This window comes from Pandoraea sp. (assembly GCF_004297875.1).
Lineage (GTDB): Bacteria > Pseudomonadota > Gammaproteobacteria > Burkholderiales > Burkholderiaceae > Pandoraea.
Genome location: NZ_SCSK01000037.1, coordinates 1 through 13,330, shown reverse-complemented (window position 1 = coordinate 13,330; position 13,330 = coordinate 1). Strand labels below are relative to the sequence as shown.

At 68.4% G+C, this 13,330-nt stretch carries 16 protein-coding genes; 1 reads left to right on the top strand and 15 read right to left on the bottom strand.

Translation table 11 applies throughout. The annotated features are described in order from the left end of the window. From EPN80_RS10960 to EPN80_RS10915, 10 genes are all read right to left on the bottom strand, one after another. Entirely contained in the window at nucleotides 1-870 is an 870-nt protein-coding gene (locus tag EPN80_RS10960; protein WP_293026680.1) for a potassium channel family protein, read from the bottom strand. Then, the gene (locus tag EPN80_RS10955; RefSeq protein WP_293026677.1) at nucleotides 845-2,716 is read right to left on the bottom strand and encodes a DUF3141 domain-containing protein; all 1,872 of its coding nucleotides are present in this window, start codon (nucleotides 2,714-2,716) and stop codon (nucleotides 845-847) included. The genes EPN80_RS10960 and EPN80_RS10955 overlap by 26 nt, the downstream gene beginning before the upstream one ends. 16 nt (nucleotides 2,717-2,732) lie before the next feature. Then, entirely contained in the window at nucleotides 2,733-3,161 is a 429-nt protein-coding gene (locus EPN80_RS10950) for a DUF5676 family membrane protein (protein WP_293026673.1), read from the bottom strand. 16 nt (nucleotides 3,162-3,177) lie between these two features. Further along, nucleotides 3,178-4,455: an MFS transporter gene (locus tag EPN80_RS10945; protein ID WP_293026670.1), complete on the bottom strand. Its 1,278-nt coding sequence runs from the start codon at nucleotides 4,453-4,455 to the stop codon at nucleotides 3,178-3,180. Nucleotides 4,456-4,462: 7 nt separating this feature from the next. Next, on the bottom strand, nucleotides 4,463-4,681 hold the full coding sequence (locus tag EPN80_RS10940; RefSeq protein ID WP_293026667.1) for a YHS domain-containing protein: 219 nt from the start codon (nucleotides 4,679-4,681) through the stop codon (nucleotides 4,463-4,465). Nucleotides 4,682-4,789: 108 nt separating this feature from the next. Then, entirely contained in the window at nucleotides 4,790-5,149 is a 360-nt protein-coding gene (locus tag EPN80_RS10935) for a hypothetical protein (RefSeq protein ID WP_293026665.1), read from the bottom strand. A gap of 114 nt (nucleotides 5,150-5,263) precedes the next feature. Continuing rightward, nucleotides 5,264-6,493 (bottom strand): cyclopropane-fatty-acyl-phospholipid synthase family protein, encoded by a 1,230-nt coding sequence (locus EPN80_RS10930; RefSeq protein ID WP_366469306.1) that lies wholly within the window; start codon nucleotides 6,491-6,493, stop codon nucleotides 5,264-5,266. A gap of 202 nt (nucleotides 6,494-6,695) precedes the next feature. Beyond that, entirely contained in the window at nucleotides 6,696-7,217 is a 522-nt protein-coding gene (locus EPN80_RS10925) for a hypothetical protein (protein ID WP_293026662.1), read from the bottom strand. Between the two features lie 125 nt (nucleotides 7,218-7,342). Next, the gene (locus tag EPN80_RS10920; RefSeq protein ID WP_293026659.1) at nucleotides 7,343-7,738 is read right to left on the bottom strand and encodes a DUF302 domain-containing protein; all 396 of its coding nucleotides are present in this window, start codon (nucleotides 7,736-7,738) and stop codon (nucleotides 7,343-7,345) included. 62 nt (nucleotides 7,739-7,800) lie between these two features. Continuing rightward, on the bottom strand, nucleotides 7,801-10,011 hold the full coding sequence (locus EPN80_RS10915; protein ID WP_366469310.1) for a copper-translocating P-type ATPase: 2,211 nt from the start codon (nucleotides 10,009-10,011) through the stop codon (nucleotides 7,801-7,803). Between the two features lie 322 nt (nucleotides 10,012-10,333). Between EPN80_RS10915 and EPN80_RS10910 the strand changes: the two genes are divergently transcribed. Next, on the top strand, nucleotides 10,334-10,594 hold the full coding sequence (locus EPN80_RS10910; RefSeq protein ID WP_293026656.1) for a hypothetical protein: 261 nt from the start codon (nucleotides 10,334-10,336) through the stop codon (nucleotides 10,592-10,594). 48 nt (nucleotides 10,595-10,642) lie between these two features. Here the strand turns inward: EPN80_RS10910 and EPN80_RS10905 are convergent, their stop codons facing one another. The 5 genes from EPN80_RS10905 to EPN80_RS10885 form a co-directional block, all read right to left on the bottom strand. Next, nucleotides 10,643-11,104: a hypothetical protein gene (locus EPN80_RS10905; protein ID WP_293026653.1), complete on the bottom strand. Its 462-nt coding sequence runs from the start codon at nucleotides 11,102-11,104 to the stop codon at nucleotides 10,643-10,645. Nucleotides 11,105-11,264: 160 nt separating this feature from the next. Further along, on the bottom strand, nucleotides 11,265-11,513 hold the full coding sequence (locus EPN80_RS10900) for a hypothetical protein (RefSeq protein ID WP_293026650.1): 249 nt from the start codon (nucleotides 11,511-11,513) through the stop codon (nucleotides 11,265-11,267). Continuing rightward, on the bottom strand, nucleotides 11,498-11,971 hold the full coding sequence (locus EPN80_RS10895; protein ID WP_293026648.1) for a hypothetical protein: 474 nt from the start codon (nucleotides 11,969-11,971) through the stop codon (nucleotides 11,498-11,500). Before EPN80_RS10895 ends, EPN80_RS10900 begins: the two co-directional genes overlap by 16 nt. A gap of 121 nt (nucleotides 11,972-12,092) precedes the next feature. Next, the gene (locus EPN80_RS10890) at nucleotides 12,093-12,854 is read right to left on the bottom strand and encodes a hypothetical protein (RefSeq protein ID WP_366469312.1); all 762 of its coding nucleotides are present in this window, start codon (nucleotides 12,852-12,854) and stop codon (nucleotides 12,093-12,095) included. Between the two features lie 81 nt (nucleotides 12,855-12,935). Next, on the bottom strand, nucleotides 12,936-13,133 hold the full coding sequence (locus EPN80_RS10885; RefSeq protein WP_293026644.1) for an SHOCT domain-containing protein: 198 nt from the start codon (nucleotides 13,131-13,133) through the stop codon (nucleotides 12,936-12,938). Nucleotides 13,134-13,330 lie beyond the last annotated feature (197 nt).

The window sequence follows — 13,330 nt, the reverse complement described above, 5'->3', positions numbered from 1 at the left end:
TTACATCCTGGAATCGTCCTGCACGGAGTGCAGCCCCTCCGGAGTGGAACCGTCGGGTTTGCGGCTTGTCAGCTCGATACGCCATTGGCGCAGTTCATCGCGCAAGGCCTCGACGTCGGAATGCAAGGCGTGCCGGGCGCGCTTTTCCGCCTGGCCGACGAACAGCGCCGCGATTCCGCCCGTGATCAGCGAGAACACGGCGTAGCCGACCACCACGTCGAGCGCGGCCAGGACCTTGGCTGCCGCACTGGTCGGTACGATGTCGCCATAGCCGACGGTGGCCGCCGTCGTGAAGGCTAGCCATACGCCTTGTCCATAGCTGTGCACGGTGGGTTCGATGCGGTAAAAGCCCACCGCCGCCAGCAGCACGGCACCCACACCCAGCAACGTGGCAAATGGGATCACGCTTCGCGAGAATGCGGCGCGCACATGCCCGAGCAGCCAGGCAAACACCAGGGCGATGTAGATCAGGTGCAGCAGGTGCGCGACCGGCAAAGCATGAAGCCTCGCGCCCCACAGCACTAGGCCCGACGATGCGACGATGACGAGCTTGAGCCAGTTGGCTCGCAGGTAGCGCGTGTGATTGCGGCACAGGGCCAGCATGCACGCCATCTCCAGCGCGAAGGCGGCGAGGATGAAGCCATCGATGCGCGGCCCCCAGAGCGCGAGGGCGGCGCTGCGCTGAAGGTCTTCCAGGTAGAACGAGGCCATGGCCAGCAACGCGATGCCGGCCATCCACGGGGCCGTCGTGCGCCCCAGCGCGCGCGCCGCCCTGCTCTCCCCGGCAGGCACCGTGTTGAAGCCGATCCACGAGCGCCGGGCTTTCACGGTATCCAGGGGCAAGCTATGCCGCTTGACCGTTGTTGCCATGACGGCGGGCCCGCCTCGCAGGAGCCGTGGCCTTGGCCTCGGTAGCCCCCGCCGTTACGGTCGGGCCGAACAACGCCGCGAAGCTGCGCTCCTGAAGCGTGTCCCGGGCCACGCGCCACGTCCGGATCGCCTCGCTGACCTGCCTCATTGCCGCGCGCTCGGCGCTCAGCCAGGGATGATCGGGCGAGAGTGCCCGGCGCTGCTGGCGCAGTTCCCGCGCCCACGGCTCGAGCCAGGCCATCCATGGCAGGAATCGCGCGGACAGCCCGTAGCGACTCGTGCGCATCGGATGCAGGCGTTGCATGATTTCGCTGCTCCAGGGATTGACGACAGCACGCACCCAGGGACTGAAGCATTGGCGATAAATGCTTTCATTGAATTCGGACCACGCACGCACCTGCCGGAATTCGTCCGACGCTTCAGAAAACTTCAAATCGGAAATCTCACGCGGTTCGAAGTGCACGGAATAGGAAGGCCGGCGTGCATCCGCATCGTCCGAGGGGTTGTCGATGCGCATCTCGTACAGGCCCGGCTCCAGCTCCTCGATCTGCTTCAGGCTCTCCAGAATAGCGCGATGCTCCAGGCGGGCAACCTGGGCGGAGACGAAGATCCCCAAGTGGCCGACATGCGGGTTGGTCAGGTAGACGATGCGCTGACCAGCGGCCTTGAGCTCGGCCGTGTTCTTGTACACCGAGGCGATCCATCCGAGCGCCTGGTGCGGCGGCGTGATGTTGTCCCCCCAGGACGCGAAGATGACCAGCGGGTTGCGCACCTGGCGCAGATCCGCGTAGCAGCATTCGCACACGCGGAAGGTGCCCTGCTCGACGCGGTCGCCGATGAACAGGTTTTCGACGATGGCCAGGATCTCCTCCCGGCTGAGCAGGTAGAAGCCGCTCCACCAGCGTTCGAATTGCAGGAAGCGGTCTCGCTCGGCATCCACGTCGGTGAAGAGTCCGGCGTACTTGTCCCAGATGGATTCGGGCTTGAGGTTCTCGAAGTTGGCGACCAGCCAGGCTCCGTCGAAGCGCCCATCCCCGATGTCGGACAGCCAGTGCACCAGCCAGGCGCCGCCGGTGAAGCCCGCGGCCGTGCGCATGGGGTTGATTCCCGGCTCGCCGGCCCAGTACGACAGCGGGGATCCGTTGAGCACCGCCGGTCCGCTCAGACCCTGGCAATCGGCCGCCAGCAGCGCGACGGCCCATCCGGCCTGGCAATTTCCGTACAGCACCGGCGGCTTGCCGGGATGCCGCGCCGCGACATGCTCGACAAAGCGTCCCAGCGCGTGCAGCACGTCCGCCAGCGTCTGTCCCGGGCATGGTTCGGGGAAAAATGTGACGAAATACACGGGATGGCCCTCGCGCATGGCCATGCCGACCTCCGAATCGCGCTTGAAGCCGCCGATTCCGGGGCCATGCCCGGCTCGCGGATCGAGCACGATCACGGGGGGCCTGTTCGCAGCGTCGCAGCACTCTTCGCAGCGCGATTCGCCGATGCGCGTAATGCGCAGCAGGGCGTAGTTGACCGGCTGATCGAAATGCCCGGCATCGAGCAGAGTCTCGTAGTCGAAGTCCAGCAGCGGCGGCTTGCCCGCGCGCTCATGCTCGATCATGTCGTCGGCGCGCTGGCGCAGCGTGTCCCAGAACAACACCCAGCGCTCGCATACGTCGCGGGCGTAGTCGAGGGTGTCGGCCGCGGACGGCACACGCCCAACGGGAGCCGTGCGCGCAGGGACTGCGGACACCCCGGGTTCCGTGCGCGCACCGAGCGTGGATACCGTGGCAACCATGTCGGTCCGGGCAGCGGGCGCCGTCCGGCGGGATGTCGTGGGTCGAGTGGTGTGTGGCATGACGAGTGGACCGGCTTCAGCCAGCCATGGCGGACGAGAAATAGTTGTACAAGGGCCCGAAGATCAGCGCGACGTACCAACCGTAGGCCACGCTCTCGAGCACCCCAAGCAGGAAGCTGCCCCAGCTCAGCCAGATGAAGCCCGGCAGCAGCGGGATCCACACCTTGGCCATGGCCTGCGCGGGAAACAACAGATCAAAACCCACGCAGGCCACGAAGGTCAATGCCAGGAACAGCCCGAGGCTCATGCCCAGTGCGACCACGGGCAGGCGTGCAGGCCGTGAAACTTTAGCCGGGACGCTCAGGCCTGCTTCACCGGGCGGGGCTGCCGGCATGTCGGGCGGCTGACGCTTGGGACTGCGGCCCATCACGTGGGCGCCGCAGCCGAAGCGCATGAGCAGCACGAAGAGTCCTGCGACCAGCAAGTAATAGAGCCACGAAGCCATGATCAACGCACTCCGTTCACGAAGCCTCGACGCGCGCAGGCGTGCGCGGTCTCCAGTACAGCCACGCGCCCGCGGATCCGCCCAGCAGCAAGAGCGCGGCCAGCACGAACGGAGCTTCGGGACGCAACGCAAACAGACCACCCGAGACGAAGGCACCCAACGCCTGCCCCAGGTTGCCCGCAGCGGCAAGGCGGCCGAGCTTGGCGCCCTTGGCCCCGGCGTCATGGTCCAGCAAGGCGTAGGCCAGCGAAGGCGCGACCAGGCCGATGCTCAGCGCCACGGCGGCGACCGTCATGCCCAGCGACAGCATGCTCGGCATGCGTGGCGCCGCCAGCATGAAGCCCGCGCCGACCGCCAACACCGCGGCCATCCAGCGACGCTCGAAGCGCTCGCGCAGCGGGCCCCAGGCGAGCAGCCCCTGGGCTACCAGCATGAAGCCGCTGCACGCGACGAACAACAAGGCGACCGCTCCGACGGCTGCTCCCAGGCGCATCGCCCCAAGAAGGTTGAAGCCGGTCTCGAAGCTGCCGACCGCATAGGCGGCGAGGCCTGCCAAGATCATGCTGGTCCATGCGAAACGCCGGTCGCGGACGGCCGACGTGTTGCCAGCCTCCTCGATGGCCTGCGGCCCCGGCGCGCGCAGGCTACACGCCAGCAAGGGCAGGAGCATGACTCCCAGCACGGCTACGACCGCCAGGGGAAGTTTCACCATCCAGGGCATGGCCTGCGTGCTCATGCCCATCACCGGCCCGGCCAGCCATGTTCCGAGCAGCGGGCCGGTGACAAAGCCGATGAAGCTGGCGCTGGCCAGCAGGGCGAATCGGCGATTGCGCGCCGGGCGGTCGCTGACGTCGGCCAGATAAGCTTGCGCCGCCGGGATCACCGCGGCGGCACCCACGCCCGACAGGATGCGGGCCGTGTAGGCCTGCGCCAGGTTCGCGGCCAGGGCGGACCCGAACATGCCGGCGAGGTAGGTGGCAAATCCGCTCACCAGTACCAGACGCCGACCGTGCCGGTCCGAAAGACGCCCCCACCACGCCGCGCTGGCGAACAAGGCCAGGGTGTAGGCGCCGCTCAGCAGCCCCACGTTGCCCGCGATCTCGGCCGATCTTCCCGGCACGACGTAGCTGCGTAGATAAAGGGGCAGCAGCGGCATCCACGCGCTGTACCCGAGCGCCTGCACGAAGGCAGCGGCCAGCAGCACGGCCACGGCCCTGCGGGTCGCGTCGTGGCCGCTGGCTCGCCGGGAGTCGCCCCTGGAGGCGGCGCCGGCGCGGATCGTGGGGCTTGTCATCGCGGGCCTACTTGCAGCAGCCGTGTCCGGCGTGTTCGGCATGCCCGCAGCCGCCCGCGTGCGCGGCTGCGGGCTGCGCCACCTGCGCGTAGCGTGCAGGATCCTGGCGGAACTTGTCGCGGCACGACGCCGAGCAAAGGTAGTAGGTCTGGCCACCGTGGTTCTCGGTGGCGAAGGCCGCGGTGGACTCGATGTCCATGCCGCAAACCGGATCCTTGGTCTTCATCTCGTACTCCTTGGTGAGTTCATGCATCGCGCCTGAAGGCCGGCGCCCGCCGTGGCCTGCCCGGGCGCGCTTGCCGCCTGCCGCCCCGGCGCAGCCCATTCCGAGCCCTCAGCAACCGCCGTGGCGGTGGGACTGGGGCTGCTGCGCCTGCGGCAGCGCGAACTGCCCGGGAGTGGCTTCGAATCGGTCGCGGTTCTCGCGTGATTCGAAGTACACGGGCACGCCCCGATACACGGTGCTGACCGCGGTGGAGGGGTCCACCGGGCGGCCGCTCACCGGATCGACAGCCTGCGCCTGCATCGGCGCCGGGCCATTGTCGTGCGGCGAAGCGCCGCCAGGGCTGCCGCCCTGCCCGCCGCCGTGCCCGCCGCCCCCCATGCCACAGCCCATGCCGCCACCGCGCATCATGAAGAAGATCACGCCCGCGCCGAGCAGCACGAGAAGCCAGTTCTGTTCAAGCCATTGCATTTCGACCTCCGTTCGGTTGTAGCGTTCCGCCCCTCCCGGGGGCGACCCGCGCGTGCCTGGCGTTCTTGCAATCCACTCTAGTCCGCGGCTGCGCACACAAAGATGACGCACGGATTACGTTGCGGTCATGTCCTGCGTCGAGGGCAGCGGGGCGCGCGCTGTCTCGACGCCGGCGTGTGGGCGATAGATGTAGGACCGCTGGAAGGGGTAGTCGCTTTGCGCGCCGCGCAGCTTCGACGGCTCGGCGTCTACCTCGACCACGCCGTCGGCGTGCGCACCCAGCGTCTGGAATACCGAGATCCACCCCTGCTCGAATCCCATGACGCACCCGGCCAGGTACAGGCGGTAGGCCCGGATCACCTTCTCGGCGCCGTCGCCGAGGATCCTCCGCGCCGCATCGAGCTTGTCCTCCAGCGTGTCGGACCAATGCCAGAGCGTTCGCGCGTAGTGCGGACGCAAGCTCTCCACACCCAGCGGCTCGAGTCCGCCGCGCCGGAGGGCGTCCAGCACGACGGACAAGTGCGCCGGTTGACCGCCCGGGAAGATGTACTTCTCGATGAAGTCGCCCATGTCGTCCGACCCACGGTGCCGGCTGGTCGACGCGGCGGTGATCCCGTGGTTGAGCACCAGGCCGCCAGGGCGCAGCAGGCGCCGGATCTTGCCGAAGTAGACCGGCAGATTGGGGCGGCCGACATGCTCGCACATGCCGATCGAGGCCACCTTGTCGAACGCCGACGCTTCGTCGACATCCCGGTAATCCTGCAGCAGCATGCGTACGCGGCCGCGCAGACCCTCCTCGTCGATCAGGCGGTTGACGTGGGCGTGCTGGTTGCGGCTCAGCGTGATGCCGGTCGCGTCCACGCCGTAATGCTCGGCCGCCCACAACAGCAGGCCGCCCCAGCCGGCGCCCACATCGAGGAATCGCTCACCCGGCTCCAGCCGCAGCGTGCGGACGACGTGTTCGAGCTTGGTCTCCTGCGCCTGCGCCAAGCCCATCCATGGCTCGGCGAAGTAGGCGCAGGAATACACCTGCCGGGGATCCAGCCACAGATGGTAGACGTCATCGGAGGCGTCGTAGTGATGCTGAATCTGCGCTGCGTCCCGACTCCGCCTGTGTGCGGCGTGCTCCCACAGCGCCTTGCGCGCCTGGTCCAGCACTGCGCGCAGGCCGGCGGCCTCGCCGTCGACCGGATCGCTTCCGAGCAAGGCCTGGGCCACGCGCATCAGGTCACGCGGCCGTGCCTCGATCTCCAGGCGCCCCTCGACGTAGTCCTCGGCGATCAGGCCGATGTGTCCCTGCGCAAGATGCCGCAGCGCACGCCGGTCCCGCACGCCGAATCGCACGCGGGCGTCGCTGGAACCGACGCGCGCCCCCCTGGAAGCTCGATGGAACAGGCGAGCGGCACCTCCGCGAGACGACGTTCGGCGATAGCCCGGATGGAATGGGCTGATGAGGTCATTGTGGTTCTCCGTGGTCGATGAATCCGCACGCGCCCGCCTGCACGAATGAAGGGCAGAGCCAGCCAGGCGATGCAGGTGCCGGCCCTCAGGTGTCCCCGCTGCAGGACGCCGCGGCGGCGTCCCCATGGATGCACCAGACACAGCGGCAACCCTGGTGATCGCAGCTTCGGTCGCGCAGCGCACGCCGCAGCAGCAAGCGCGCGAGCGGAAACAGCGCGCTGGAGAGGAGGGTCGGCCGGTACAGTCGCCGCAGCGCTGCCACCGCGTCGACATCATCCAGCCGTGCCAGGACGGCCCCGCGCCCGGTATCGCCGAGAACGGAGTAGACGAAGCGATTGGCGACCCCGGCGCGAATGGCCGGGAGCAGCTCCCGGCGCCAGAGCACGCGGTAGTCCTGCCCGCCGAGCAGGGCGCGCGCGGCGAGCAAGCCGGAGCGCATCGCGTGACGTATGCCGAAGCCGGCCAGTGCATCCTGGAATCCCGCCTGCTCCCCGATCACCGGGCGTCCTCCCTGCAGCGCGGCGCGCGCCACGCGTACGTTGCGGTAACCGCCTAAGGAGGGCGCATCGCGCATCACGAACCCGGCGCGCGCGATGAAAAAGTCCACCGTGGCTCGCGACGTGGCGAGCACTCTTTCGTGCGGTGGCTTCGATTGGCATTTCATGCCCTCCGAGCCGTCATCGGGACCGAGCGCCTCGCGCCATGGAACCCGGCGGCGATCGACCGCATGTGTCAGCCTCGCAGCGATTCGGCCACGCGCTGCAACTTGGAACGGACCTCCCCACCCAGGCTGTCGATCTCCGCTCGGGCGACAATGCCCAGCACCGCCTGCGGATCCATGAACACGACATGGACTGTTGCATCGGGTTCCTCCCGCACGACCACATTGCAGGGCAGCAAGGCGCCGATGTCCGGGTCAGCCTGCAGGGCCTGGTGCGCGAAATGGGGGTTGCAGGCCCCGAGAATCACGTACGGGCGCTGCTCGACGCCGAGCTTGGCCTTGAGCGTGGCCTGCACGTCGATCGTGGTCAGCACGCCGAAACCCTCCTGCTTGAGCGCTTCGGTGACAGCCTGCACGGTGGACTCGAAGCCCTTCGGGCTCTGGACGCTGAAAACGTAGGAACTCATGACACTCTCCTCCTATGGGCCTGGATGGACGCATGCCTGTTGCCGCTTCGCCCTTCGCGGCCCTACACCCTCGCGCGGCGCAGGCGCAGCGCGTTGGCCACCACCGAGACCGAACTGAAGGACATGGCCGCGGCGGCGATCACCGGCGACAGCAGGATGCCGAAGAAGGGGTACAGGATGCCGGCCGCCACCGGCACGCCCAGGCTGTTGTAGACAAAGGCGAAGAACAGGTTCTGGCGAATGTTGCCCAGCGTAGCGCGGCTCAGGCGGCGCGCGCGCACGATGCCCCGCAGATCGCCCTGGATCAGGGTCACGCCGGCGCTTTCCATGGCGACGTCGGTGCCGGTGCCCATCGCGATGCCCACCTGCGCCTGGGCCAATGCCGGCGCGTCGTTGATGCCATCTCCGGCCATCGCGACGAACCGTCCCTCGGCCTGCAGTCGCTTGACATGTTGCGCCTTCTGCTCGGGCAGCACGCCGGCGATCACGTCGTCGATGCCCAGGTCCCGCGCCACGGCCCTTGCCGTGGTCTCGTTGTCTCCGGTGAGCATGACGATGCGTAAGCCATCCTGGTGCAATTCGCGAAGGGCCTGCGACGTGCTGGCCTTGACCGGGTCGGCCACCGCCACCAGGCCGGCCGGCTGGCCGTCCACGGCCAGGAACATGGCCGTGCGCCCCTGCGTGCGCTGCACCTCGGCCGGCGCGGCCAGCGCCGACGTGCCGATGCCGTGGCCCGACAGCAGCGCCGCGTTGCCCAGCAGCACCGCACGCCCACCGATGTGCCCGCCGACTCCCTTGCCGATGGTTGCCTGGAAGTCGGCGGGAACCTCCAGCGCGAGCCCGCGCTGCTGCGCGCCCTGCACGATCGCCGCCGCCAGCGGGTGCTCGCTGCCGCGCTCCAGGCTGGCCGCCAGGCGCAGCACCTCGTCGGCGTCCCAGCCCTGCATCGGCACCACCTCCTGCAGGCGCGGCTTGCCTTCGGTAAGGGTTCCGGTCTTGTCCACGACCAGCGTGTCGACCTTGCGCAGGGTCTCGATGGCCTCGGCGTTCTTGAACAGCACACCCATCGTGGCACCCTTGCCCGTGGCCACCATGATGGACATCGGGGTGGCCAAGCCCAGCGCACAGGGGCAGGCAATGATCAATACGGCCACCGCGTTGATCACGGCATAGGCCATGGACGGCGCCGGGCCGAGCCACGCCCACAGCGCGAAGGTCAGCAGCGCCACCACGACCACGATGGGCACGAACCACGCCGCCGCGACGTCGGCCAGGCGCTGGATGGGCGCGCGGCTGCGCGAGGCCTCCGACACCATCTGCACGATTTGCGCCAGCAGCGTGTCGGAACCCACGCGTCGGGCCTCGATGATCAGCGAGCCGCTGCCGTTGACGGTGGCGCCCACCACATTGTCGCCGCCCGACTTCTCGGCCGGGATGGGCTCGCCGGTGATCATCGACTCGTCCACCGCCGAGGCGCCTTCCACCACCACGCCGTCCATCGGGATCTTCTCGCCGGGGCGCACGCGCAGCCGATCGCCCACCTGCACTTGCTCGAGAGGCACGTCCGCTTCCGAGCCGTCGGCCGCGATGCGCCGCGCCATCTTCGGCGCCATGCCCAGCAGCGTGCGGATCGCCGCATTGGTATTGCTGCGCGCGCGCAGCTCCAGCACCTGGCCCAGCAGGACCAGGGTCACGATCACCGCGGCCGCCTCGAAGTACACGTCCACCGCACCGGTGGCCGGATCGCGGAACGCCGGAGGGAAGATCTGCGGCGCCAGTTGCGCCACCATGCTGTACAGATAGGCCACGCCGACACCGAGGGCGATCAGCGTGAACATGTTCAGGTTGCGCGTGCGCAGCGAATCCCAGCCCTTGACGAAGAACGGCCGGCCGCCCCACAGCACCACCGGCGACGCCAGTGCGACCTCGGCCCACGACCATCCCACCTGATGCAACCCGAGCGTGGCCGCGAGGCGGGGAACGTCGCGGCCCATCGCCAGCACCAGTACGGGGATGGAAAGCACGAGGCTGGCCCAGAAGCGCCGGGTCATCGACTCCAGTTCCGGGTTGCGCTCCGGCTCCGCGGTCACGCTGCGCGGCTCCAGCGCCATGCCGCACTTCGGGCAGGAACCCGGCGCATCGCGCACGATCTCCGGGTGCATCGGGCACACCCACTGCGTGCGCGACGCCGGTGCCGCCGGCATCACGGGCTCCAGCGCCATGCCGCACTTGGGACAGCTACCCGGAGCATCGCTGACGACCTCGGGGTGCATCGGGCACGTATAGCGCGCGCCGGGCGCGCCAGCGGCATGCGCGGCGTGCATCGATGCCGCGTCATCATGCCCGCTCCCATGTTGTTGCGCATAAGCACGTTCGCGTCCATGAGAGACCGCATGCGCTTGCTTCGTCGGCCGCTCGTACGTTCGGTCGTCCATCGTGTTCCCTCCTGATCGGAATCGTGTCGACCCTCGCGCATCCAGGCGGCGCGGGATCCGCGATCGCAGGCTCACCCGGAGCCTCGACTCACTGGCTGATCATTTACAGTCTAGGCATTCATTTCCATCGGGCACATGACCAGGCGATGACGATCCTGTCATGTTCGAGGGCCCGCGGCCTCGCAACCGGGCTGGGCAGACCTTCCTGGCGACCTTCAACGCCTTCGGCGTGGCCATGCAGGCCCGACGCACCACGCAGATGATGAAGGACCATGGCATCGACGGTGTTCCAACCATGGCCGTGCAAGGAAGCTGCGAGGTCTCGGGCGATCTTGCGCGGACCCCGACCGACGAACGTTTCCTGCAAGCCGTCGATGAGCTCGTGGACCGGGTCCACGCCCGGCAGGCCAGTGCGAGGTAACCGCGGCCGTCGGGCGGCCGGTGACCCCGCGAGGGCACCGCGCAGCGGCTACGCCGCTGCCGCGCGCGCCATGATCCAGTTGCCTGAAAGGCCCGTGACGGTAACTCTCTGCCCCGGTTCCAGGCAAGGATGCTGCATCATCGCGTGGGTATGAAGCACCAGGATGCGCGCGCCGTTGTCGAGGTCGATGCCGTTGTGGCAATGGCTCAGGCCCAGAGCGTCGGGTGCGCAGTTCGTGTCGCTGGTCACGGTCCCGCGCAACGTCGCTCCGCGCGGCAGCTGGATGCCGCCGATCATCTGCAGCAGGGACAGGCCCCCTTGACCATTGTCGGCCCAGCTTCGTATCGGCGCGCCGGCCGGAATGCGAGGTTCGTCGAGCACCGCGAGCTGCGTGGCCCGGGCGTGGGACACCCAGAACAGCGCCCCGCCCACGACGCCGGCCAGAGCCAGCGTCGCGGCGACACGGCGTACCGAGACGAGGGAAAGGTTTCGTGAGGCTTGCATGGTCATCGATCTCCGGGCGAATGAGGGATGCGAACAGGCGCGCTACGCCTGCGTTTCCAGACATGATCGCGCTCGACTCCCGACACGCCGATGACCGTGCGATGACAATTGCGTCAGGGTCGCGCGGCACCTGCCGTACCGAGGCCGGGCAAGCCGCGTTCCGACATCAACGGATGATGAACCGGCCAACCATGCCCTTCTCGGCATGCTCGGGTGTCGGGCACACGTACCAGTACGTTCCCGGCTCGCCGGCGACGAAGCTGGTGGAAAGCGCCGCATAGCTTGCAGCCTGCAGGCGACTGTCGCTGCGCCACGGCAGCAAGGGCTCGAGTTGCACCAGCCCCGGCCCGGTCGCCATCATGGACATATAGGGATAGGGCGGCGGAACCGGAGTGATGATCAACCCGTGTTCCATGTTGCGGCCACATAGTCCATGTTGACCAAGTCGATGCGCGCGGTGGCACCGCGAGGAACCACCAGCGTCGGGTTGGTCAATCCGGCCACCTCGAAGGTCTGGTCCGGGTGGCCGGGCTGCACGGCGACCATCGCGATGCGCACCTCATGGCCGCTGTAGGTCACCGTGTTGGTGCGGGCATCCACCCGGGCGCCCTGCGCGCTGCCTGCAAGGAAGTCACGCACCTGCGCGTAATCCAGCAACGCCCCGCCCAAGCCGGGCTCGACGGGCCGGTCGGACTGGGCGAAACCCATTAGGCCGCCGCCCATCGTGCCTCCCCCCATCATGCCGCCGTAAGCTCCGTAGGCTCCGTAGCCTCCACCGGCCATTTGCGCCTGGGCGCTGGTGCCCCAGGCCGCGGCCAGCAGGGCCGCCATCACGAAGGCGCCGCGCGCGCGGCGCCCAATCGTCGGTTTCATTCCATGCTCCAGTTTGGCGAGTTCCATCGCCCCCCCGAGGGGCACCCGCGCTCGAACGGCTTCCGCCGGGCCGGCAAGCGGGGTGTTCGTCCCCGCGCGGGCCGCCCCGGCGGGAGCGGACTCACGGCGCGTCGCCGATGCTGTCGCGCTGCTGCGGCGTCAGCACCGCATCGATCTGTTTGGCCGCCTCGAGGCGGTTGCGCAGCATCTGCAGGCGCACTTGCGACAGCGCCGTGGCGCGCTTCATGATCGCGTCGACATCGAGCTTGCTGTCGGCGGCCTGGCCCCAGGACTCGAACATGACCTTCTGCATGGACTGCATCAGTGGCCACTGCTTGTCGAACAAGGCCTTCTCGATACCCACGACCTTCGTGCGCTGCGCGTCACTGAGTTGGGGATTCACGCCCCACCCCCCGTAGCCGCCGTAGCCGCCGAAGCCGCCCATCATGCCGGGACCGTAGCCCCCGTAGCCTCCCATCATCCCGGGGCCGAAGCCGCCATAGCCCGCCATCATCCCCGGACCGAAGCCGCCACTGCCCCCGTAGGCTCCCATCATGCCGGGGCCATACCCGCCGTAGCCTCCCATCATCCCCGGGCCAAAGCCGCCGTAGCCTCCCATCATCCCCGGGCCAAAGCCGCCGTAGCCTCCCATCATCCCCGGGCCAAAGCCGCCGTAGCCTCCATGTGCCCATCCCCGCGGGCGCGCACCCACGGCTCCACGCTGCCAGGCACCGCCCGCGTAGCCCGGTCCGTAGCCGCCCATCATGCCCGGGCCCATGCCATAGCCGTAGCCCGGGCCGTAGGCGTCGGACTGGGTGGCGGCCGCTGGAGCGCTGGCCGTGCCTGCAGCCAGCGCAGGAAGCGCGGCCGCGCCGAGAATCATCACCGGCGCGGCCACCAGGCCGAGCGCCAGACGCTGTTTCACTTGATCATGATTCGCTCCTTTGCGAACAGAAAATTCGATTCAATGCAGGTCCAGGTCGGCGCGCCGTCGCTTGTACTCGTCGGCGTCGATCTCGCCCCGCGCATAACGCTCGTCCAGGATGGCTCGTGCCGAGGACCCCTGGACCGTCGGCGTGGCGTGATGCCCACGCATGCCGACGAACACGTCGCGCAGCAGGCCCACCACGAGCGCCGCGACCACGATGACCAGCAGCAGCATGAAGACCCATCCGAAGCCGCCCATCATCCCGTAGCCCCATCCCCATCCACCGGGTTGCCCGTACCACATCATGTCGTTCTTGTATGGATGCCTCCCGGCGATAGGTAGTAACCCGCATCGTGTTGTGAAGAAGTCGGCTGCTGCCTTGTATCCGGCCTAGTGTGTGGATCGATGGGTTGCCCCGCTCGGCCACTGGC

What these genes read in the sequence shown, in the direction of transcription:
- EPN80_RS10960 (WP_293026680.1), bottom strand. Translation starts at nt 870, where the DNA reads ATGGCAACAACGGTCAAGCGGCATAGCTTGCCCCTGGATACCGTGAAA.
- EPN80_RS10955 (WP_293026677.1), bottom strand. Translation starts at nt 2,716, where the DNA reads ATGCCACACACCACTCGACCCACGACATCCCGCCGGACGGCGCCCGCT.
- EPN80_RS10950 (WP_293026673.1), bottom strand. Translation starts at nt 3,161, where the DNA reads ATGGCTTCGTGGCTCTATTACTTGCTGGTCGCAGGACTCTTCGTGCTG.
- EPN80_RS10945 (WP_293026670.1), bottom strand. Translation starts at nt 4,455, where the DNA reads ATGACAAGCCCCACGATCCGCGCCGGCGCCGCCTCCAGGGGCGACTCC.
- EPN80_RS10940 (WP_293026667.1), bottom strand. Translation starts at nt 4,681, where the DNA reads ATGAAGACCAAGGATCCGGTTTGCGGCATGGACATCGAGTCCACCGCG.
- EPN80_RS10935 (WP_293026665.1), bottom strand. Translation starts at nt 5,149, where the DNA reads ATGCAATGGCTTGAACAGAACTGGCTTCTCGTGCTGCTCGGCGCGGGC.
- EPN80_RS10920 (WP_293026659.1), bottom strand. Translation starts at nt 7,738, where the DNA reads ATGAGTTCCTACGTTTTCAGCGTCCAGAGCCCGAAGGGCTTCGAGTCC.
- EPN80_RS10915 (WP_366469310.1), bottom strand. Translation starts at nt 10,011, where the DNA reads ATGCACCCCGAGGTCGTCAGCGATGCTCCGGGTAGCTGTCCCAAGTGC.
- EPN80_RS10910 (WP_293026656.1), top strand. Translation starts at nt 10,334, where the DNA reads ATGTTCGAGGGCCCGCGGCCTCGCAACCGGGCTGGGCAGACCTTCCTG.
- EPN80_RS10905 (WP_293026653.1), bottom strand. Translation starts at nt 11,104, where the DNA reads ATGACCATGCAAGCCTCACGAAACCTTTCCCTCGTCTCGGTACGCCGT.
- EPN80_RS10900 (WP_293026650.1), bottom strand. Translation starts at nt 11,513, where the DNA reads ATGGAACACGGGTTGATCATCACTCCGGTTCCGCCGCCCTATCCCTAT.
- EPN80_RS10895 (WP_293026648.1), bottom strand. Translation starts at nt 11,971, where the DNA reads ATGAAACCGACGATTGGGCGCCGCGCGCGCGGCGCCTTCGTGATGGCG.
- EPN80_RS10890 (WP_366469312.1), bottom strand. Translation starts at nt 12,854, where the DNA reads ATGATTCTCGGCGCGGCCGCGCTTCCTGCGCTGGCTGCAGGCACGGCC.
- EPN80_RS10885 (WP_293026644.1), bottom strand. Translation starts at nt 13,133, where the DNA reads ATGCTGCTGCTGGTCATCGTGGTCGCGGCGCTCGTGGTGGGCCTGCTG.